The organism is Microbacterium ulmi (assembly GCF_011759705.1).
Lineage (GTDB): Bacteria > Actinomycetota > Actinomycetes > Actinomycetales > Microbacteriaceae > Microbacterium > Microbacterium ulmi.
In genome coordinates this window covers 1,746,399-1,765,906 of record NZ_JAAOZF010000001.1, presented here as the reverse complement: position 1 = coordinate 1,765,906, position 19,508 = coordinate 1,746,399, and the positions used below count along the sequence as shown (strand labels likewise).

Here is a 19,508-nt window from a genome sequence, read left to right as displayed (position 1 = left end):
GTCACTGCCTTTCCTTGATCGACCGGAGCCATGTGACTGCCGGTGGCCTGCTGCTTTGCTGCGTCGTCGTCGTGTGCGCAGTGCTGTGCGCGCCGGGTTGGTCCATCTCGCTCGCCGGCGCCGCCACCTCTGCAGGTCCCGAGGCCTCGGCGGCCGCCTCGTCGCCGTTGCGCCGCCGGCGCAGTCTGTCTTCCCGCTTGGCTCGCTCGTGCTCGGGACTCGGCTCGGGGGCGGCGTCGATGAGAGCGCGCGTGTACGGATGCTGCGGGTCGCCGTAGATCTCGGAGCGATCGCCGATCTCGACGAGCCGTCCGTTCTCCATGACCGCGATCCGATCGCAGAGGAACCGGACGGTCGCGAGGTCGTGCGCGATGAACAGGATCGACAGACCGAGCTCGCGCCGGAGATCGGTGAAGAGGTTCAGCACCTGCGCCTGGATCGACACGTCCAGCGAGGCGATCGGCTCGTCGCAGATCAGCAGGCGCGGGTTGACGGCGAGGGCCCGAGCAATCCCGATCCGCTGTCGTTCCCCGCCCGAGAAGCTCGCAGGCCGGCGGTCCAGGTGGTCCGGTCGCAGACCGACGAGTTCGAGCAGCTCGGCCACGCGAGCTCGCTCCTCGGCCGCGGACGCCGCGATCCGGTTGATCCGCATCCCCTCGGCGACGATGTCGCGGACCTTCATGCGAGGATCCAGCGACGAGTAAGGGTCCTGGAAGACCATCTGCACTCCGCGCCGGACGTCACGAAGCTCCCGGCGGCTCGCTCCGAGAACGTCGACGCCGTCCAGCGTCACTTCACCGCTCGTCGGCTTGATGAGTCGCATGATGCAACGAGCGGTCGTGGACTTTCCTGAGCCCGACTCTCCGACCAGCCCCAGCGTCTCGCCTGTGTAGAGGTCGAAGGAGACGTCATCGACGGCGCGATGCGATGCGCGAGTCCCTGTGCGAAAGACCTTCGTCAGGGAGCGGACGCGGAGGAGCGGTTCGGTCATGCCAGGCTCCCCGTCCGCTCGTTGAGCCAGCCCGCACGATGGCAGGCCGAGACATGAGTGCCGACGATGGTCGCCTCGGGCAGTACGGTGGCGCACTCGTCGATCCGGAACCGACAGCGGGGGTGGAACGGGCAGCCGGCGATCCGTTCCTGCGGCGCGGGGGGGCGCCCGCCGATCGTGATGAGCCGATCGGGGACCGGGCCGGTGATCCGGGGCACCGAATCGAGGAGCCCGAGCGTGTAGGGGTGCACGGAGTGGGCGAACATGTCGTCGACGGAGCACTGCTCCATGACCCGACCCGAGTACATGACCGTCACGCCCTCCGCGAACCCCGCAAGCACGCCGAGGTCGTGCGTCACGAAGATCACGGCGAGCTCCCGCTCCTCCGCGAGCTCCCACAGGAGGTCGAGGACCTTCGCCTGGATGCGCACGTCGAGTGCCGTCGTGGGCTCGTCCGCGATCACGAGCTGAGGTTCGGCGACAAGCGCCATCGCGATCATGACCCGCTGGCGCATCCCGCCGGACAGCTCATGAGGGTAGTCCTCCATCCGCCGCGCGGGCTCTTTCAGCCCGACCCGTCCGAGCATGTCGATCGAACGACGGGATGCTTCGCGGCTGCCCACGCCACGGATTCGCAGCGCTTCGGTCACCTGCTCGCCGATCGTGCGGACGGGGTCGAGCGCGGACAGCGGATCCTGGAAGATGTAGCCGATCCCCTTTCCCCGGATCTCGCGCATCTGCTTCGGAGTGGCCCGCAGGAGATCGAGGCCGTCGAACTCCGCCTTGCCCGTGACCACGGCGTTCTCGTCGAGCAGCCCCAGCAGCGCTTGCACCGTGACCGACTTGCCCGATCCCGACTCCCCGACGATGCCGACCCGCTCACGCCTGCGGACGGTCAGGTTCAGTCCGTTGACCGCGTTGACGCGGCCGGCCGACGTCCGGAAGCTCACTCGCAGGTCCGTGATCTCCAGAAGCGGCGATCCGGCCGAGTGAGCAGTCGCGGCTGGCGACATCCGGTACCTCCATTGGTGGCCAACGCGATCCGTCATTGGTGTCGCGTCTGCGTCCTGGCGACGCGGAGCAAGCATTACTCACTCTGAGAACGATGTCAAGCTTTCGAATTCGTCACGGCGCGCAGAGGTGGTGTTCGAGTGCGACGGGCTGTTGCCGTGAGCGACAAGAAGATAGGACGTCACGCTTCAGCTACGAGGGTTTCGGCTTCTATCAGGACTTCTATGCCTTCGATCGCATCACTGGCATGCCATCGACATTGTGGAAGGACGGAGCGATGAAGCTGGTTTCGACTCCTTGACGTGGCCAGTCCTGCATGTGATATCGTTCTCAGCATCTGCCGCCGGCCTTGCGCCGCGCGGCTCGGCATGAGTGAAAGTGGTCGAGTTGGGCAAGGGAGCACAAGACTCGCGACCGCCGTCGGTGAGCGATGTAGCACGACTGGCGGGTGTCTCCGTGAGCACAGCCGCGAGGGTCGTTCGCAAGGATGCGATCCGGGTGAGCCCCGAGTTGGTCGAGCGCGTCGAGCGCGCCGCGCGGACCATCGGCTACGCCCCCAACGCGATGGCGCAAGGGCTTCGCCGCGGACGCCTCATGAGCGTCGGGCTGATCGTGGGCGACATGCTCAACCCCTACTTCGGCGAGATCGCAGAGGCGGTCACGATGGAGGCCAACGCACGATCGATGGTCGCCATCGTGAGCAACATGCAGCGCGATCAGGACCTCGAGATCCAGCTCGCGCGGAGCCTCTGGGAGCATCGCGTGAGCGGGCTGATCCTGGCATCCGGCTCTTCGGGAGACCGCGCGCACCTGGTCACATTCGGTCGGCTGATCGACCAGATCCAGCGAAGCGGCACAGCCGTCGTCGCCCTCGCCCCTCGCGAGTCCGCGATCCCCACGATCTCCGTCGACAACGCGGCGGTGGGTGTCCTCATCGCCGAGCGGCTCCTCGCGCTGGGTCACCGCCGAATCGGCGTCGTCGGCGGCGAGGCACGGAACCTGACATATCGCGAGAGAGTTGCCGGCCTCGCCGGCGCGCTGGCCCGTGCGGGGGTGGCACCGGTGATCGTCGACACCGAGTCCTCCGTCGAAGCGGGCAAGCTCGGCGCCGAGGCCGTGCTTCAGCAGGAGCCACGCACCACCGCCATCGTCGGCACGAGCGACCCGCTTGCACTGGGCGTCGCAAAGCGTCTGGTCCAGCTCGGTCGGGACGTGCCTCGCGAGGTGTCGGTGGTCGGTATCGGAAACACGCTGTACGCGTCCCTCAACTCGCCCGCCCTCACCACCGTCGACGTCAAGCTCGCGGAGGCAGGCAGAGCTGCGGTGTCGTATGTGCTCTCGGAGTCCGATCCCGAGCTGCCGTTCGAGGCGCCGCACTTCGTTCCCGCGTTCGTCGACGGCGGCACGCTCGCCGTTGCGCCCGCGGCCCCTTAGCGTGCGTCCGGGTTCGCGCGGACGTCTCGGTCAACCAGAAAGGCATGAAGTGGCAAAAGTGTATTGGCGTGGAGTCTACGCAGCCATTCCGACTCCCTTCACGGCGGGGCTCGAGCTCGACGTAGCCGCACTAGAGCGGTACCTCGACTGGCTGCTCACCCATGACTCCGTCGCCGGCGTCGTCTGCGGTGCACACGCCGGGGAGGTCACGAACCTCACCGCCGGTGAGATCGTGGAGCTCGCTCGAACCTGCGTCGATCATGTCGCCGGGCGAGTCCCCGTCGTCGCCGCCCTGTTCGCAGAAGGTGTCGCCCCCGCTCTCGAAGTCGCTCGCCAGCTGGAGGCCACTGGCGTGGACGGACTGCTGGTGATGCCTCCACACCACTGGCTGAGGTTCGGCAAGACGGACGCCGAGTCGATCCGCTACGTGTCGAGCATCGCCGACGGCGTCGACCTCGACCTGATCATCCACGAGTACCCGCACGACACGCGAGCCCAGTACGGCGCCAACGAGCTGGCCAGCTTCGCTCGGATCCCCCGCGTTGTGGCGATCAAGGCCGGAACACGCGACCTGGCTGCATACTCTGCCAACATCCGTGCAGTGCGTGCGGCGGAGCCGACCACCACGATCCTCACGTGCCATGACGAGGCGCTCCTGGGCACCATGATCCAAGGCGTCGACGGCGCTCTCGTCGCCGTCGGGTCTCTCCTGCCCGACGAGGTCGCCGCCATGTACGACGCGGTGGAGCGCGGCGACCTGGCGACCGCGCGAGAGATCGAGGCCTCCATCGAGCCCATCATCACCGCGATCTACGGCAGCGGAGTGGTGGGCGGTCACGCGCACGGCCTGCTGAAGGCCGCGCTCTACGCCGTCGGCGCTCTCGACAACTATCTCGTGCGTCCGCCGATCGACCCGATCACGGAGGAGGACTTCCAGGAGGTGCGGGCCGCGCTGGCCGCGTCGAACATCGCCGTCGCCGCGCCGAAGTCGTCATCGCGAGCGTAGAGACGCCCAATGACGAGCGCCTCATCCATCACGACCGCCAATCTGCTGCAGCAGTTCGGCGGTCTGGTCGGCACGACGGGTCGACCGGAGTTCGTCGACGTGACGAGCGCTCGAGTCCTCGAGTTCATGCGCGCCGTCGACCCCCAGACCCGCACTCCCGCCTCCCTCAGCGACGACGATGTGCCGCTCAGCTTCCTCTTCCCCGACCCGATCATCATCGCCGCTCGCATGGGTCTGCCCCGGCCGCGCCCGTTCGACAGCACGATCGATGGCGGCACCGAGTGGGAGATGTTCACCTCCCCGCGGCTCGGCACGGTCGTCCGCCTCGACGGACTCGTCGCCGGAGTCAGCGCGAAGCCCGGCTCCGCTCGAACAGGACCGATGCTGTTCACGGTGTTCGAGATCACGGCGACGGCACCGGAGGGCGTGCGGATCGGCGTGGCCCGGGGAACCAGCATCAGCTATCGGGGCTCCGAATGAACCGCGCCGAGGCCACTGTCGGCGCGCAGATCGCGATCGTCACGACGGATGCCACGACCGTCGACTGGCTCGTCGGCTGGGGCACGGCCACGCGGGACGAGGTCGACTTCCATTACGACGGCGCCGCGGCGCGGGCTCGGGGATTCTCCGCTCCCGTCGTGCATGGCCCGCTCAAGGGTGCATGGGTCGCCGCGCAGCTGGCGATGGCATCGGGAGCGCAGTGGAAGCTGGTGCGTCTGGCCTGCCGGTATCGCGCGCCCGACTACGTCGGCGACACGCTCCGGCTCACTGCGACGATCGATGCCGCCGACCCGGAGGCCGGCACCGTGGAGGTGCGGTTCGATGTCGCGAACAGTGACGGCCTCGTGACCGTGAGCGGAACCGGCACCCTCCGGCGCGTGGCGGGAGGGACACCGTGAATGAGAGCGTCGGACTCGGCATCCTGACGCCCCGGATACGCGCGCAGTACCTCTCCGAACAGAACCGGCACTCGTTTACGTACACGATCACGGAACAGGAGCTGCGGCGGCTTCGGACGGCCGTCGCAGTGCGGCCGAACATCGAAGCCGCTCACGGGCCCGAACTGCTGCAGCCGCCGATACTGGCGGGCACGATGGATCCGTTCGAACGGAAGGATCTCCCCGACGATGGCGTCCTCGCGATGATCTCCTCCCCAGCCGTCGGAGGCGGAAACGCGTTCACCGAGGTCGAGCTGCTTCGGCCGGTGCCCATCGGAGTGCCGGTCCGGGTCGAGTATCGTCCGTCCGACATCTACGAGAAGCGGGGAAGCTCGGGGATCCTGCTCTTTCGGGTGCGAGAGACCACGATCTATGACGGCACAGCCGTGGTGGCGCGCGTCCGCGCGGGTCACGTGCTGACCTTCCGGATCCCTGGGAGCGCACCATGACAGCCGCCAGGGTCGTCCGCGTCGGGGATCGGATCGAACCGGCAGCCGTGACGCCGTCGCGAGAAGACCTCGTGCGCTACGCGTCCGCATCTCAAGACTTCGCTCCGCTCCACTACGACGAGAGCTATGCGAAGTCACGAGGTTTCGACGCAGTGCTCGTTCACGGCATGCTGAAGGCCGGCTATCTCGGAAGCCTGGTGTCGGAGTGGGCTGCCCCTGACGGAGTCATCCGGCGCTTCTCGGTGCGGTATCTGCGCCCCGACTACCCCGATCAACCGCTGCTGTGTCGCGCCGAGGTCACATCCGTCGTCATGGATGGAGACAGCGCAGAAGTGGAGATCGCCCTCACGACCGAGAACGCTGCCGGCGAGCCGACAGTGCGTGGGACCGCCGTCGTCGTGTTCGCCGGAGCGCGTGACGACCTGTCATGACTCCCCGGCCCTGGCGAATGGCCATCTCGATCCAGGCCTTCGCTCTGCAAGGGGGGTATGCCGGCGTCCGGGTGATGTTCGGCTACAAGGCCCTCGAGTTCGGCAACGACGCGCTCTTCCTCGGCCTCATGGCGACGACGTTCGCCCTCCCCGGCCTTCTCGCGGCCGTACCGATCGGCCACCTGCTGTCTCGTTTCAGCGCGAACGCCGTGACCGCGATCGGCAGCTCCGTGTTCGCGACGGGCATCGTTCTCGCGGTCGGCGCTCCGACGCGCCTCGTGCTCGCGATCGCGTCCGTCCTTGCCGGGCTCGGGCACATCGCGGCATCCATCGCCCAGCAGACTCTCGTCGCACAGCGCACACCCCCGGGGCGCTCCGACAACGACTTCGGCATCCTCGCGACGGCCGCGTCTGCCGGGCAGCTCGTCGGACCTCCTCTGATCGCCGGGGTCGCGGTCCTGGCAGCGACCCTCGGTGTCTCCGTCGCGGATCAGAACGCGGTCGGTCTGCTCGCGACGCTGGTGTGGGTGATCGGGGCGATCATCCCGTCGTGGCACCTGCGCCTTCCCCGCGGCGAGTCATCCCGACCGTCGAGCGAGAGAGCGGAGTCGCTGATGCAGGGATTCTCGCTCGCGCGCAAGCCGGGGGTGTGGCGCGCACTGGTCGTGAGCGCCGCGGTCCTCGTCACGATGGACATCACCTATGCCTTCGTGCCCGCTTGGGCCCAAGCCAACGGCATCGGAATCGGCATCGTCGGGTGGCTGTTCGCGGTGCGCGCCGCGGTCTCGGTCGCGAGCCGCGTCGGCCTCGGCTGGAGCGTGGTCCGCCTGGGACGCAAGCTGCTGCTCGTGCTGGCGCTCTCGGCGGGGGCCGTCGCGATGATCCTCCTTCCCTTCGCCGACACCGTCGGCGCGTTCTTCGCCATGGCCGCGCTCGGGCTCACTCTCGGACTTCCTCAGCCGCTGACCATGTCGTGGATCGTCGCGCTCGTGCGACCACGGCAGGTTGGCGCCGCGATGGGACTGCGGATGGGCTCGAACCGCCTGGCTCAGGTCACGATCCCGCTCGTCATCGGCGCGACCTCGGGCGGCGGCGCCGTCGCCTCCGTCTTCTGGCTGACCGCCGGGTTCCTCGCGGCGGCCGTCGCGATCTCCGCGGGTTCCGACCCGGACCAGAAGCGGACGTGAGGTCAGGCGACCGGCCCTGCGGACACCACGCCGAGCCGGTGCACGAGCGGAGCCGTTGCCGCGTACAGCTCGAGGTACAGGTCGTACAGGTCGTCGTACGTCCGCCTCGCCGCCGCGCGCGGGATGATCGTCCCGCCCGGACGACTACAGCAACGACGACCTGGCGATGCGGATATCTCACATCGCCAAACGCACCCTCCGGCGCGACGCGCAGAAGTACATCCGCTTCACCGAAAGCATGGCGATGACCTTCGAGTTCATGCCGTCGGCTGCAGAGCAAGATGAACGCCTATCTGCAGCGACCGGAGGTGTATGCGTTCGCGAGTTCACAACGTCACCTCTCGGCGTTGATTCTCCGCAAGCGTCTGGGCTCATCGACGTACGCGGTTGCGTCCACTCTCGAGGGCATCGCGAATCGACTCGAGGCTGAACTGCGTTCGGGTCACCGTCGTGACAATCGCGGCGGTCTCATCGATGAGGAGATCGAGGCCTCCGATGCCTTGCCGATCAGCGTCTCAGATTCGCTCGCACTAGAGAACCGGCGGCAGGAGGCTGCGGCTGAAGTCCAGGAGTTGCGTGACTACGCAGAGTTCGCGCGATCGATCACAGTCAACCAGAAGGCGGTCAAACTCCTCGAGGCTCTCGATCAAGGATTCGCCAAGCTCGCAGAGATCGGTGCCCCGCAGAAAGCCATCATCTTCACCGACTCGACGAAGACGCAGGAGTACCTTGCAGCGTCTCTGCGTGGGGCCGGGCGTGGCGACGGCCTCGTGCTCTTCAACGGCAGCAACAATTCGCCCGAGTCGACGCGGATCTATCAGGACCAGTTCCGCTCCATGCTGGTGAACTACGACTTACCGTGGAACCCACAGCGCGTAGAGCAATGCATCGGCCGTGTGCACCGCTATGGACAAGCGCACAACGTCACTGTCGTGAACTTCTCGAACCAAGGCAATCTCGCCGAGGAACGCATCCTCGAGTTGCTGACCGAGAAGTTCAACTTCTTCGCCTCAGTGTTCGGCGCCTCCGACGAAGTTCTCGGAACCATCGAGGACGGACTCGACTTCGAGAGGTCGATCGCCGGAATCCTGGAGCGGTGCAAGACCGCCGCGGAAATCAACGCCGCCTTCGATGAGCTCGAGAGTCAGTACGCCACTGAGATCAACGACGAAATGCAAAAGGCTCGAGCGCGCGTCTTCGACAACCTCGACCCGAACGTTCAAGACAAGCTCAAGGACTACGACACGCAGAAGGATGTCGTTCTCAACGCCTTCGAGCGGCTGCTGATCCAGGTCACGAGACACGAGCTCGACGCGTTCGCGGAGTTCGACGAAGACGGGCGCACATTCACGTTGCTTCGTGCCCCGGGAGAAGACATACCGACAGATCGCTACTTCTTCAAGTCGACACCGGTTCCCGGCGCGCACCAATATCGCTACAACAGCGATCTCGGCCAGTACGTCGTCGCAGCAGCACTCGGCGAGCACACGCCCATACGTGAGCTCGTCTTCTCGATCGATGGCTCTGAGCGAGCGGCTGCCGATGCCCGCACACTTCGGGGCAGTCGCGGCGTCCTCACCGTTGATCTGTTGAGATTCGAGATCAGCGCGGGCAATGTCACCATCATCGAGTCCTACTTGCTCGCAACGGGGCTGACGGATGATGGTGCGGTGCTCGATGCGGAGCAAGTCGAGCACCTGCTTGATCTCGCCTGCGCAGGCAACAATGCGACTTCGACAGTCGACACAACGGCACTTCGGCCGGCCCTCGATGCTCAGGCGGCAGCATTCACCGGCGAAGTACAGACTCGCACGGCCCAGTTCAGCATCGAGCAGGGCGATCTCGTTGAGTCGCGACTCAAGGATCACAAGGCGAAGTACGACGCCGAAGCGCGCAAGCTCGAACGAGCACGAGAAGAGATCAACGCTCGCGAACGCCGAACCGACGATCTCACAGAGCGACTCAGGCTGCGCAAGGAAGCCCAGAAGCTCTCGCGCCGAGCTGACGATCTCTACGGTGACTATCGCGAGGAGAGGGACCGACTACGCGGCAAAGCCGATGAGTACATCGGGATGCTCGCGGATGCACTGGGAGGCACCGAGCATCGGGAACACGTCTTCACGATCCGGTGGGCGGTCCTCGAAACCGCAGGGCACTCCGACGGTCGTCAGAATCCTGTTACTGCTGCGTTACCGCAGCACCTTCTCCTGGACATGACGAAGGCCCCATCTCTCCAGTGTTTTCAAGGGATCTCGGGGCCTTCGATCTGGCGGTGACGGTGGGATTTGAACCCGAAGAGCCTCGATCGCTCCGACTCCGTCTCGACCGGAAACCCCGGTTATTCGCGGATTCTCGTCTGGCCGACTCTCGGAAACTCCGGCATTCGCCGATCCTGATCTGATTCAGTTGTGGTCACCGTGTGGGCACGACTTGTTGCTGTCGAGGCGCCCGATCAGTAGATCTCGGAGCGGTGACCGAGACCGACCGCGACGATCACCAGAACATTGTCTCGGATCTCCACGATCACGCGATAGTCCCCGATCCGATACCGCCAGTACCCGGCGAGATCGGCCGACAGGCCCGTTCCCCGCGACCGCGGATCCTCCAGCTCACAGACCTCGTCGAGGTATGCGCGGATGCGACGCAGCACCGGCCTGTCGAGCTTGCGGGCTGCCCTATCGAACTGGGCCGAGGTCTCCAGCTGCCAGCGCGTCACACTCCGAGCTCATCCCACAGCTCACCAGCGGGACGAGACGTCTTCTCCGACGCCTCCCAGTCGCGCACGATCTCGTCGGCCCAGTACCGCTCCTCGAGTTCGTCGAGGTGGGTCTGGATCGCCTGCCGCACGTAGAACGTCTTCGACCGACCCGTCCGCGCCGCAAGCGCATCCAGACGGGCATCCTCCTCCGGCGTCAGCCTCACCGACAACGGCATCCGAACCACCTCCTGCGATACACGTATCATACCGCAATGTCATCACCGGGGACCGCTGTGAGCATCTTCATCCGGCCTTGGCAGTGCCTCGCCCTTGTCCGAACTCCCTGCGAGGACAAGCCGCGCGACGCGGTTGCGCACGGGGCGGTGGCGAGCAGACCAGCGACCAAGCCGTGTGCTGTGAGGATGGGCCTGAAGCCCCCAGCCGAGGTTCCGCGTCCGGAGCAGGTGAGGAGCACGGCTACCAAACGGTATGGAGCTCCGAGACGACGACGCATGGATCTTCGTCGCGCCTGATGAGGACCCTGCACCCTACATCAAGAGCATGAGAGAACGGCCCCACCGGTAACGAACGCGCGCCTCGTCGAATCATCGGTGGGCAGTCGCGGTTGGGGGGTAGCCGACGGGACTGGCAAGTGGATACACGATCCGGAGAGACCTCGGCCAACGACTCAGACCTAGGCTGCACCGGGATAATACCCAGCGATGATTGGCGTCATCGCCACAACCGATCCTTCGCTGAGCTCAAGTCTCCTCACAGGGGGATCCGTTGCCCCGAGCGCCAACTCAACCACTGTGATGCGGGGGTCAAACGCAACTTCCCATGACCACCACGAGTAGTCGCGTCTGTCTGGCGATAGGACGCTCAGCTCGTTCGCCATTCCAACGCTGTCGTAGGTGAAGACGCGGATTGCGGATGCAGGAGTGCACCCGCGAAGAGCGATCCTCCCCGGATATCGTCGCGTCTCCAGCACGACTCCAAGCGCGGGGTTGATCTGACCGAACGCGTTCTCGAGATATAGCAAGTGCGCCACGAGCTGCGCGACAGAGTCGTGGAACTGCACAACGCGGATCAAGATCGACAGACACGGTCAGAACGCTAACGGCAACCCCGGACGTCGCAGAAGCTGGGACAGCGGTATGGCGGCTTCGCGTGCGGTCAAGACCGAGCTGCGCCGTCATCGAGTGAGGCGATCAGATGGCACCAGGCCATCGCGGTCACCTGCGGCGCGGCGGCGCGCACTGCGAAGACCCGGTAACCCGGCACAAGCGTCAGTGGTTGCTCACGTCGCGTGTCGCCGAGGTGGATGTAGGCGTCATCGACAGTGCAAGCCTCGGGGGTCCGGGGGCCTGAGACCAGACTCCTCACTGCGAGACCTGCGGTGGTCCAGACACCCCCCGCAGGACCGCCATCATCGTCATGTCTCGCTTCGACCGATCGCGCGCGGCGCTCAGTCCGCATGATTCCGGGGAGCAACGGCGAAGATCGCTTCGAACATCTCCCTGCGCCGGGCGATGGATTTGCCTCTCGGGGGAGCCAAATCGACGCCAGATGTGGGCACCACGTGGGCAGCCACCCTGCGACCAATGGAAAAACCCCTGATAATCAGGGGTTTTTCTGGCGGTGACGGTGGGATTTGAACCCACGGTAGGGGGTTACCCTACACAACTTTTCGAGAGTTGCACCTTCGGCCGCTCGGACACGTCACCGCCGACAAGCTTACGACACGACGGCGCGCGCCGCGAATCGGCGGGCCCCGGGCGACTCGTGCGGGCCCGGCATCCCGATCCGAGGCGGCGGGACCTTCGGCCCTGCCCCGGTCGCCACCCCTCGACCTACCGTCGAAGCAGGACGGCGCCGCAGCGCCGGCAGAAGTCGAGGAGGACACCATGGTCCACATCGTTCTGGGCTACGACGGAAGTCCCGCCGCGGAGGCCGGTCTGGCGTGGGTCGCCGACCGGGCGGCGCGGGGGCGCGTGACGGTCGAGCTCGTGACCGTCACCAACATGCTGCGCAGCGACTACGCACAGACGGCGGCGACGCTCGAAGAGGGCTCGCGCCGGCTGAAGGACGTCGCGGGCGGCATCGACGTCGAGACGCACTGGCGCGACGGGTCTATGCCCAACACGCTCATCGATCAAGCAGAGAGCGCCGACCTCCTCGTCATCGGGGTGACCCAGTCCCATCCCGTCCGCACGGCGCTGAAGGGCTGGATCCCGGCGCGGACGGCGGCCCGCGCGAAGGTTCCGACCGTGCTGGTCCCCGAGGGCTGGACTCCCCACGAGCACGCCGTCATGGTGGGTGTCGACGACGACCCGTCGTCGGATGCCGCGATCCTCTATGCGGCGCATGAGGCGACCGACCTGGGCGTTCCGCTGCGGCTCGTCCACGCGTGGCAGATGCCGGTTCCGACCGTCGACGGCGCCGTCGCGCTGCTCGCGTCGCCGCTCGAGATCAAGAACGCGCATCGGAAGCTTCTCGAGGAGGCCGGCCAGCGTGTGCTGGAGGCCTATCCCGAGCTCGGTGTCGAGGCGGTCCTCGTCGGCGACAACCCGGCATCGGCCCTTCTCGCTCGGGCGGAGCGCACCTCGCTGCTCGTCCTCGGCACGCACCATCGGGGGCTCTGGGCAGGCGCTGCCCTCGGCTCGGTCGCGCAGGACATCCTCTTCCAGGTCCCGTGCCCCGTGTGCGTCGTGCCGAACCCCGGGGCGGACTGACCGCCCAGACCGGCGCTGGGGAAGCCGGGCGAGGGCCGTTCGCAGCGAAGCGGGCGGCCCTCGCTACACTCGCAATCGACGGGAGGCGGGCATGGATGGCGCGAACGCGGTCGCGCAGGATCGGCTCCGCGACCTCCTGCGTGCGACGACGTCCGTCGTCGAGCACCTCGACCTCGAGGTCGTGCTGACGGCCGTCGTGGACGCGGCGCGCTCGCTCGCGGGTGCTCGGTACGGCGCGCTCGGCGTCCTCGGCCGCGACGGCGGGCTCGAGCGCTTCATCCATCGGGGCCTCGACGTCGCCGCGGTGCACGCGATCGGCCACCTCCCGCACGGCCTCGGCCTGCTCGGCGCCGTCATCGAGGAGCGGCATCCCGTGCGGCTCGAGCATGTGCGCGACGATCCGCGCTCGGCGGGCTTCCCCGCCCATCACCCCCCGATGGACTCGTTCCTCGGGGTGCCGATCCGCGTGCGAGACGCCGTCTACGGCAACCTCTACCTGACGGATGCCGCCGCCGGCGCCTTCACCGAACAGGACGAAGAGCTCGTCGTCGCCCTTGCCGCGACGGCCGGGATCGCGATCGAGAACGCGCGCCTCTACGCCCAGACCCGCGCACGGGAGGCGTGGACGGCGGCGCTCGCCGACGTGCTCGGCGCCCTCCTCGACACGACCGGCGAGGACGCGCTCGAGATCGTCGTCGACCGCATCGGCCCGCTCGTGGGCGCGCAGCTCGTGACGCTCGCCGTTCCCCTGCGGGACGGCACGCACCTGCGGGTCACGTCGGCGCGCGGCGCAGGCGCCGACGCCGTCCGGGGCCGCGTGTATCCGACGCGCGGCTCCCTCGCGGGCCACGCCCTGACGTCGCGGCGTGCGGCGCACGTCGCGCGACTGCCCGAGGCGTCCCTCTCCGACGTCTCGCCGGCTCAGGGACCCACGGTCGCCCTCCCCCTGTTCTCCGGCGAGGAACCGCTCGGGGTCCTGACCGTCTCACGGCCGGCCGACGCGCCGGAGTTCGACGACGCCGACTTCGACATGGCGTTCGTGTTCGCGGGGCAGGCGGGGGTGGCGATCGAGGTCGTGCGCGGCCGCGACGACCGCCGGCGCCTCGACGGCGCACGAAGGCGCGTCCGCATCGCGCGAGACCTGCACGACCACGTCATCCAGCGCCTCTACGGGGCGGGGCTCGCGCTGCAGGCCTCCCCCGCGACTCCGAACGTCGTCGACGAGCAGGTCGAGGCGCTGGATGCCGCGATCCGCGAGCTCCGGACGGTCATCCTCGCCCTCGGCCTCGAGGAGCCCACGTCGGGAAGCCTGCGCGAGCGGCTCATCTCGCTCGTCGCCGAGGCATCCGACGACCGCGATGCGGCCCCGTCGCTGCGGTTCTCGGGAGCCGTCGACATCCTCGTGCCGCCCGACGTCGCCGACGACATCGCCGTGCTCACGGCGAAGGCGCTCGCGACGGCCGGACCCCTCGACCTCGTCGTCTCGGTCGACGACGCGATCGTCGTGCGCGTGCAGGGCGAAGAGGTCGGCGACCTCGCCTCCTCGGCCGCGTCGAGCGCGGCATCCCATGGCGGCACGTCGACGGTTGTGGGCGAGGATGCGGCATCCGTCCTCACCTGGACCGTTCCGCTCTCGATCGGACGGGCGCTCCCGTGACGCGGGTGTTCCTGGTCGACGAGCACGAGATCGTGCGACGTGGTGTCGCGCAGCTGATCGGCGCCGCGCCCGACCTCGAGGTCGTCGGCGAGGCGTCGACGACGCGCGAGGCGCTGCGCCGCATCGACGCGACCACCCCCGATGTCGCCGTGCTCGACGTGCGCCTGCCGGATGGGAGCGGAATCGACCTGTGCCGCTCGATCCGCTCGCGGCATCCGTCCATCGCGTGCCTCATGCTGACAGCGTTCGACGACGACGACGCGCTGCGCGCGGCCGTCCTCGCGGGGGCCAGCGGGTACGTGCTCAAGGACGTGCGCGGGCCGTCGATCGTCGACGCGATCCGTCGCGCCGCCGCCGGCGGCACCGTTCAGTCGCCGGAGCTCCTGCAGCGGGCCGCGGCATCCCTCGCTCCCGCGCAGGCCACCAGCCTGCATCTCACGTATCGCGAGGGCCAGGTGCTCGACCTCATCTCGGAGGGCCTGACCAACCGCGGGATCGGCGAGCGCCTGGGCCTTGCCGAGAAGACGGTCAAGAACTACGTGAGCGGGCTGCTCGCGAAGCTCGGGATGACGCGCCGCACGCAGGCGGCGGTCTACGGCGCAGAGCACCGCCGCGGCTGATCCGAGGGACCTTCGGCGCGCTGATCCGGACCTTCGTGCAGCAGATCGTCCTTCCGCTCAGCGGGCGGCAGGTCGTGAATCTCGCTGCAGCCTCGCCCAGGTCGGGCTCGTGCTCGTGCTGCCGGTCTCTTCCGTCCCGCTATGCGAGCTTCCGGCGCGCGTCGGTCAGGAGCTCGACGACCCGCTCGGGCTCTGTGATGCCGACCGAGAAGACATACGTCGCGGTGAATCCCGCCTCGCCGAGGCGCGTGAGCTCGGCCGCCACCTCGTCGACGGTCGAGCTCGGCCGCACGCCGATCATCGCCGTCTTCTCGATGTCGTCATAGTCGCGTCCGACGTCGTCGCAGTGGCCGCGCAAGACGTCGAGCTTGTGCGCGACATCCTGAGCACCCGAGAGGTTGCACGCGTCGGCGTACTGCGCGACGAGCCGCAGGGTCTTGCGCTCGCCTCCGCCGCCGATCATGAGGTACGGATGCGGACGCGAGACGCTCTGCGGCGAGTTGAGCGTGCGCTCCAGGTGGAAGACGGCCCCGTCGAACGGCTCCTCCGATCCCGACCACATCTGCAGGCAGATCCGGATCGTGTCCTCGAGCTGCCGGAACCGCTCGGCGACCGGCGGGAACGGCAGACCGAGTCCGCGTGACTCCTGCTCGTTCCACGCAGCGCCGATGCCGAGGCCGACGCGTCCGCCCGAGAGGACGTTCAGTGTCGTGACCGCCTTCGCGAGCAGCGACGGATGCCGATAGATGACGCCCGTCACGAGCGTGTGCAGCAGCGCCTTCTCGGTGTGCGCCGCGATGAACCCGAGCGTCGCGTACGCCTCGAGCATCTCGTGGTCCTCCGGCCCGATGCCCGGCAGCTGCCAGAAGTGGTCCATGACCGTGATGCGCTCGATGCCCGCCGCCTCCGCATTGCGCACGTGCCGTGCGAGAGCGGGTCCGAGCCGGTCGGGCCCTGTGCTCCAGGTGAAGTCCGCGATGTGCAGTCCGAGCTCCATGCCGGTCTCCGTTCCGATCGACGCGCGCCGCATCCGCGTCCCAGGCTACGACGGTGCCACAACGCTGGGGGCCGTTTCGGTGAGCGGATGCCGCGTCCTGCGTCATCCCCGCGGATGACTCTGGCCCGCGGCATCCGCCCCTGCCAGACTGAGCGCATGAGCGTGATCGAGAACTCGAAAGTCACCGTCGTCGGCGCCGGCAGCGTCGGCTCGAGCGTCGCCTATGCGGCCCTCATCCGAGGCTCCGCACGGCACGTCGCCCTGTACGACATCGCCACGGAGAAGGCCGAAGCGGAGGTGCTCGACCTCGCGCACGGCACGCAGTTCACGGGGTCGAGCGACATCGTCGGCGGCAGCGACATCTCGGTCATCGAGGGCTCGCATGTCGTCGTCATCACGGCGGGCGCCAAGCAGAAGCCCGGTCAGACCCGCATCGAGCTCGCGGGCGTCAACGCGGGCATCCTGCGATCGATGATGCCCCAGCTGCTCTCGGTCGCCCCCAACGCGATCTACGTCGTCGTGACGAACCCGTGCGACGTGCTGACGGTCCTCGCGCAGGAGGCGACGGGCCTGCCGCCCGAGCAGATCTTCGCGTCCGGCACGGTGCTCGACACGTCGCGACTACGGTGGCTGCTCGCCCGTCGCGCGGGGGTGTCCACCTCGAGCGTCCACGCCTACATCGTCGGCGAGCACGGCGACACGGAGTTCCCCCTGTGGTCGCATGCGACGATCGGCACGGTGCCGATCCTCGACTGGGTGCCGCTCGACGGCCAGCCCAAGTTCACGGCCGACGAGCTCGATCAGATCGCCGTCGACGTGCGCGACGCCGCGTACAAGGTCATCCAGGGCAAGGGCGCGACCAACTACGCGATCGGCCTGTCGAGCGCGCGCATCGTCGAGGCGATCCTGAACGACGAGCACGCCGTCATGCCCGTGAGCCCCGTGCTGCACGACTTCCACGGCGTCGACGGGGTCGCCCTGTCGGTGCCGTCGATCGTGAGCGCGACGGGTGCCGTGCCGATCCGCGAGACGCAGTTCTCGGTGAGCGAGCTGGGCCTGTTCCGTCGCTCCGCCGACGCGCTGCGCGACGTCGCGACCTCCCTGCGGGGCTGACGAGCCGGGGGCGGATGCCGCGGCCCGTCCACGATCGGCTCGTCCGCGATCTTGGGTCGGGCGTGCGAGCGCGGCCTGCGGGGCGCAGCCGGATGCATCCGGCGAGATGGGGCCACAGCGGTCCGGGGTCGTGAGGGCAGGTCGATGCATCCGCAGTCGCGGAAGGAGCTCGGAGAGGACCGGCCGCGGGATGCTGCATCCGGCGCTTCGTGGGGCTGCGGCATCCGGCGCAGCACCACTCGCCGCCTGCCGGACGCGCCGAGCGGGGATGTCGGGGCTCGGGGCTAACCTGAACGCATGGCAGCCCGACGCCCGACGCAGGCAGCACCGTACCGGTGCACGGAGTGCGGCTGGGCGACCCTCAAATGGGTCGGGCGCTGTGCAGAGTGCCAGCAGTGGGGCACGGTCGTCGAGGCGTCCGAGCCTACGGGTCTGACGCGATCCGTGACGGCGATCGCCCCGTCAGCCGATCGCACGGCGCGGCCGATCACGCATCTCGACACACGCGAGACCCCCCGCCGCACGACGGGCGTCGGCGAGTTCGATCGCGTGCTCGGCGGGGGCATCGTCCCCGGCGCCGCGATCCTGCTCTCGGGTGAGCCGGGCGTCGGCAAGTCGACGCTCCTGCTCGAAGTCGCGGCGCAGTCGGCTCGCGCAGGGCGTCGCGTGCTGTACGCGAGCGCCGAGGAGTCGACGGCTCAGGTGCGCCTGCGCGCCGAGCGCACGGGCGCGCTGCACGACGAGCTGTACCTCGCGTCCGAGACGGACCTCGCCACGATCCTCGGTCACGTCGACGACGTCCGCCCCGACCTGCTCATCGTCGACTCCGTGCAGACGGTCTCGTCCGCGATGTCGGAGGGCATGGCGGGGCACCCGTCGCAGGTGCGCGAGGTCGCGTCCACCCTGATCCGCGTCGCGAAAGACCGGTCTCTTCCCGTCGTGATCGTCGGGCACGTCACGAAAGACGGCTCGATCGCGGGCCCCCGCATCCTCGAGCACCTCGTCGACGTCGTCTGCCAGTTCGAGGGCGACCGCCAGACGTCGCTGCGATTCGTGCGTGCTCTGAAGAACCGCTTCGGTCCCACCGACGAGGTCGGATGCTTCGACATGACCGGCGACGGCATCGCGGAGGTGCCCGATCCGAGCGCGCTCTTCCTCGGTCACGGCGCCCCCGTGCCCGGAACCTGCGTGACGATCGCGCTCGAGGGGCGACGGGCGATGCCGGTCGAGATCCAGGCGCTCACGGTCGACACCTCGGCGCCCAATCCTCGCCGCGTCGTCAACGGCGTCGACGCGTCCCGGGTCGCGATGGTGCTGGCCGTGCTCGAGCGCCGCGCGCGCATCCCCGTCTCGAAGCTCGACGTCTACGTCTCCACCGTTGGCGGCGTGCGGCTCGTCGAGCCCGCTGCCGACCTCGCGATCGCCGTCGCGGTCGCGAACGCCGTCAGCGACCAGTCGCTGCCGCGCGGCACCGCCGCGATCGGCGAGCTGACGCTCGCAGGCGAGATCCGGCCGGTGACGCAGGGCGCGCAGCGTCGCGCCGAGGCGGCACGGCTGGGGTACAAGACGGTCGTGGACGCCGCGTCCCAGACGCTCCGAGGAGCGCTCGACGACCTCTCGGCCCGCGGACGACCCGCGCGGCCCGAGGGCGTGCCGGAGTTCTGAGCACCCGGGGCCCGGCCGAGGTCCGGCGTCGAGGCCAGGCGTCGTGGTCACACGTCGAGGGCGGGCGCGAATTCGCACGTCGAGGGCGGGCGCGAATTCGCACGTCGAGGGCGGGCGCGAATTCGCACGTCGAGGCCACACGTCGAGGGCGGGCGGGGACTCAGGCGTCGAGGGCGGCGATGATGTCGGCGGGCGATGCCTGGAGAGGATGCGGGCCCGCGATGTCGAAGAAGACGGTCGTGATCTCGCGTTCGTGCGTCGACAGGAAGGCGCGCAGCCACGCCGGCGACTGGAGCGCGACGGCGGGCGGGAGCGTCGCGGGCTTGTGGGCGGCATCGCTGAACAGCAGGAGCGCGAGGTCGCCGGTGCTCGGGTCGCGGTATGTCCAGACCTCGCCCGCGTCCAGCGGGTCGTCGCGCTGACCCGGCTTCATGAGCGGGACGACCGTGGGACCATGGCGGAGAGCGAACGCGACGGCGGCCATGTCCTGCGTCTGCAGCGCGTCGGTCAGCGCCGTGTTGCGGAACTCGAGGGGTTCCTTCTTCGACGAGCGCTTCTTGCCGGATGCCACGGATC

General features: G+C 68.3%; 20 protein-coding genes and 1 tRNA gene. 13 read left to right on the top strand and 8 right to left on the bottom strand.

What is annotated here, in order from left to right; genetic code table 11:
* Nucleotide 1: 1 nt before the first annotated feature.
* Both FHS08_RS08420 and FHS08_RS08415 read right to left on the bottom strand, forming a co-directional pair.
* Nucleotides 2–991, bottom strand: a complete 990-nt coding sequence (locus FHS08_RS08420; protein ID WP_208382239.1) for an ABC transporter ATP-binding protein — start codon at nucleotides 989–991, stop codon at nucleotides 2–4.
* A complete protein-coding gene (locus tag FHS08_RS08415; protein ID WP_167037921.1) occupies nucleotides 988–1,941 on the bottom strand; it encodes an oligopeptide/dipeptide ABC transporter ATP-binding protein in 954 nt (317 codons plus the stop codon). The genes FHS08_RS08420 and FHS08_RS08415 overlap by 4 nt, the downstream gene beginning before the upstream one ends.
* A gap of 433 nt (nucleotides 1,942–2,374) precedes the next feature.
* Here FHS08_RS08415 and FHS08_RS08410 point away from each other — a divergent pair, with 433 nt between their 5' ends.
* The 8 genes from FHS08_RS08410 to FHS08_RS08375 all read left to right on the top strand — a co-directional run bounded on the left by FHS08_RS08410 (nucleotide 2,375) and on the right by FHS08_RS08375 (nucleotide 9,723).
* On the top strand, nucleotides 2,375–3,436 hold the full coding sequence (locus FHS08_RS08410; protein WP_341800366.1) for a LacI family DNA-binding transcriptional regulator: 1,062 nt from the start codon (nucleotides 2,375–2,377) through the stop codon (nucleotides 3,434–3,436).
* Between the two features lie 49 nt (nucleotides 3,437–3,485).
* The gene (locus FHS08_RS08405; RefSeq protein ID WP_167037915.1) at nucleotides 3,486–4,442 is read left to right on the top strand and encodes a dihydrodipicolinate synthase family protein; all 957 of its coding nucleotides are present in this window, start codon (nucleotides 3,486–3,488) and stop codon (nucleotides 4,440–4,442) included.
* Between the two features lie 9 nt (nucleotides 4,443–4,451).
* Entirely contained in the window at nucleotides 4,452–4,922 is a 471-nt protein-coding gene (locus tag FHS08_RS08400; protein WP_167037912.1) for a hypothetical protein, read from the top strand.
* Complete coding sequence (locus tag FHS08_RS08395; RefSeq protein WP_167037909.1) at nucleotides 4,919–5,341, top strand: MaoC/PaaZ C-terminal domain-containing protein; 423 nt, start codon at nucleotides 4,919–4,921, stop codon at nucleotides 5,339–5,341. The genes FHS08_RS08400 and FHS08_RS08395 overlap by 4 nt, the downstream gene beginning before the upstream one ends.
* Complete coding sequence (locus FHS08_RS08390; protein WP_167037906.1) at nucleotides 5,338–5,829, top strand: hypothetical protein; 492 nt, start codon at nucleotides 5,338–5,340, stop codon at nucleotides 5,827–5,829. Before FHS08_RS08395 ends, FHS08_RS08390 begins: the two co-directional genes overlap by 4 nt.
* Nucleotides 5,826–6,260, top strand: a complete 435-nt coding sequence (locus tag FHS08_RS08385; protein WP_167037903.1) for a MaoC/PaaZ C-terminal domain-containing protein — start codon at nucleotides 5,826–5,828, stop codon at nucleotides 6,258–6,260. Before FHS08_RS08390 ends, FHS08_RS08385 begins: the two co-directional genes overlap by 4 nt.
* On the top strand, nucleotides 6,257–7,447 hold the full coding sequence (locus FHS08_RS08380) for an MFS transporter (protein WP_167037900.1): 1,191 nt from the start codon (nucleotides 6,257–6,259) through the stop codon (nucleotides 7,445–7,447). The genes FHS08_RS08385 and FHS08_RS08380 overlap by 4 nt, the downstream gene beginning before the upstream one ends.
* A gap of 281 nt (nucleotides 7,448–7,728) precedes the next feature.
* Nucleotides 7,729–9,723, top strand: a complete 1,995-nt coding sequence (locus tag FHS08_RS08375) for a C-terminal helicase domain-containing protein (protein ID WP_243847258.1) — start codon at nucleotides 7,729–7,731, stop codon at nucleotides 9,721–9,723.
* A 176-nt stretch (nucleotides 9,724–9,899) separates the two neighbouring features.
* On the opposite strand, the gene FHS08_RS08370 is transcribed toward FHS08_RS08375, so the two are convergent.
* The 4 genes from FHS08_RS08370 to FHS08_RS08355 all read right to left on the bottom strand — a co-directional run bounded on the left by FHS08_RS08370 (nucleotide 9,900) and on the right by FHS08_RS08355 (nucleotide 11,872).
* The gene (locus FHS08_RS08370) at nucleotides 9,900–10,163 is read right to left on the bottom strand and encodes a type II toxin-antitoxin system mRNA interferase toxin, RelE/StbE family (RefSeq protein WP_167037897.1); all 264 of its coding nucleotides are present in this window, start codon (nucleotides 10,161–10,163) and stop codon (nucleotides 9,900–9,902) included.
* A complete protein-coding gene (relB, locus tag FHS08_RS08365; protein WP_167037894.1) occupies nucleotides 10,160–10,381 on the bottom strand; it encodes a type II toxin-antitoxin system RelB family antitoxin in 222 nt (73 codons plus the stop codon). Before relB ends, FHS08_RS08370 begins: the two co-directional genes overlap by 4 nt.
* Before the next feature lie 458 nt (nucleotides 10,382–10,839).
* Nucleotides 10,840–11,226, bottom strand: coding sequence for a hypothetical protein (locus FHS08_RS08360; protein ID WP_167037891.1), 387 nt, complete (start codon nucleotides 11,224–11,226; stop codon nucleotides 10,840–10,842).
* Between the two features lie 555 nt (nucleotides 11,227–11,781).
* A tRNA-Ser gene (locus FHS08_RS08355) sits at nucleotides 11,782–11,872 on the bottom strand.
* 180 nt (nucleotides 11,873–12,052) lie between these two features.
* On the opposite strand from FHS08_RS08355, the gene FHS08_RS08350 reads away from it, so the two are divergent.
* The 3 genes from FHS08_RS08350 to FHS08_RS08340 all read left to right on the top strand — a co-directional run bounded on the left by FHS08_RS08350 (nucleotide 12,053) and on the right by FHS08_RS08340 (nucleotide 15,157).
* On the top strand, nucleotides 12,053–12,880 hold the full coding sequence (locus tag FHS08_RS08350) for a universal stress protein (RefSeq protein WP_167037887.1): 828 nt from the start codon (nucleotides 12,053–12,055) through the stop codon (nucleotides 12,878–12,880).
* A gap of 91 nt (nucleotides 12,881–12,971) precedes the next feature.
* Entirely contained in the window at nucleotides 12,972–14,537 is a 1,566-nt protein-coding gene (locus FHS08_RS08345) for a GAF domain-containing protein (RefSeq protein ID WP_167037884.1), read from the top strand.
* Nucleotides 14,534–15,157: a response regulator gene (locus FHS08_RS08340; protein ID WP_167037881.1), complete on the top strand. Its 624-nt coding sequence runs from the start codon at nucleotides 14,534–14,536 to the stop codon at nucleotides 15,155–15,157. The genes FHS08_RS08345 and FHS08_RS08340 overlap by 4 nt, the downstream gene beginning before the upstream one ends.
* 139 nt (nucleotides 15,158–15,296) lie before the next feature.
* Here FHS08_RS08340 and FHS08_RS08335 read toward each other — a convergent pair whose 3' ends face one another.
* On the bottom strand, nucleotides 15,297–16,187 hold the full coding sequence (locus FHS08_RS08335; protein ID WP_243847257.1) for an LLM class F420-dependent oxidoreductase: 891 nt from the start codon (nucleotides 16,185–16,187) through the stop codon (nucleotides 15,297–15,299).
* 123 nt (nucleotides 16,188–16,310) lie between these two features.
* Between FHS08_RS08335 and FHS08_RS08330 the strand changes: the two genes are divergently transcribed.
* Both FHS08_RS08330 and radA read left to right on the top strand, forming a co-directional pair.
* Nucleotides 16,311–17,267: an L-lactate dehydrogenase gene (locus FHS08_RS08330; RefSeq protein WP_167037878.1), complete on the top strand. Its 957-nt coding sequence runs from the start codon at nucleotides 16,311–16,313 to the stop codon at nucleotides 17,265–17,267.
* Between the two features lie 297 nt (nucleotides 17,268–17,564).
* Nucleotides 17,565–18,932: a DNA repair protein RadA gene (gene radA / locus FHS08_RS08325; protein WP_167037876.1), complete on the top strand. Its 1,368-nt coding sequence runs from the start codon at nucleotides 17,565–17,567 to the stop codon at nucleotides 18,930–18,932.
* Between the two features lie 160 nt (nucleotides 18,933–19,092).
* On the opposite strand, the gene FHS08_RS08320 is transcribed toward radA, so the two are convergent.
* Entirely contained in the window at nucleotides 19,093–19,503 is a 411-nt protein-coding gene (locus tag FHS08_RS08320; RefSeq protein WP_167037873.1) for a dehydrogenase, read from the bottom strand.
* Nucleotides 19,504–19,508: the final 5 nt, after the last annotated feature.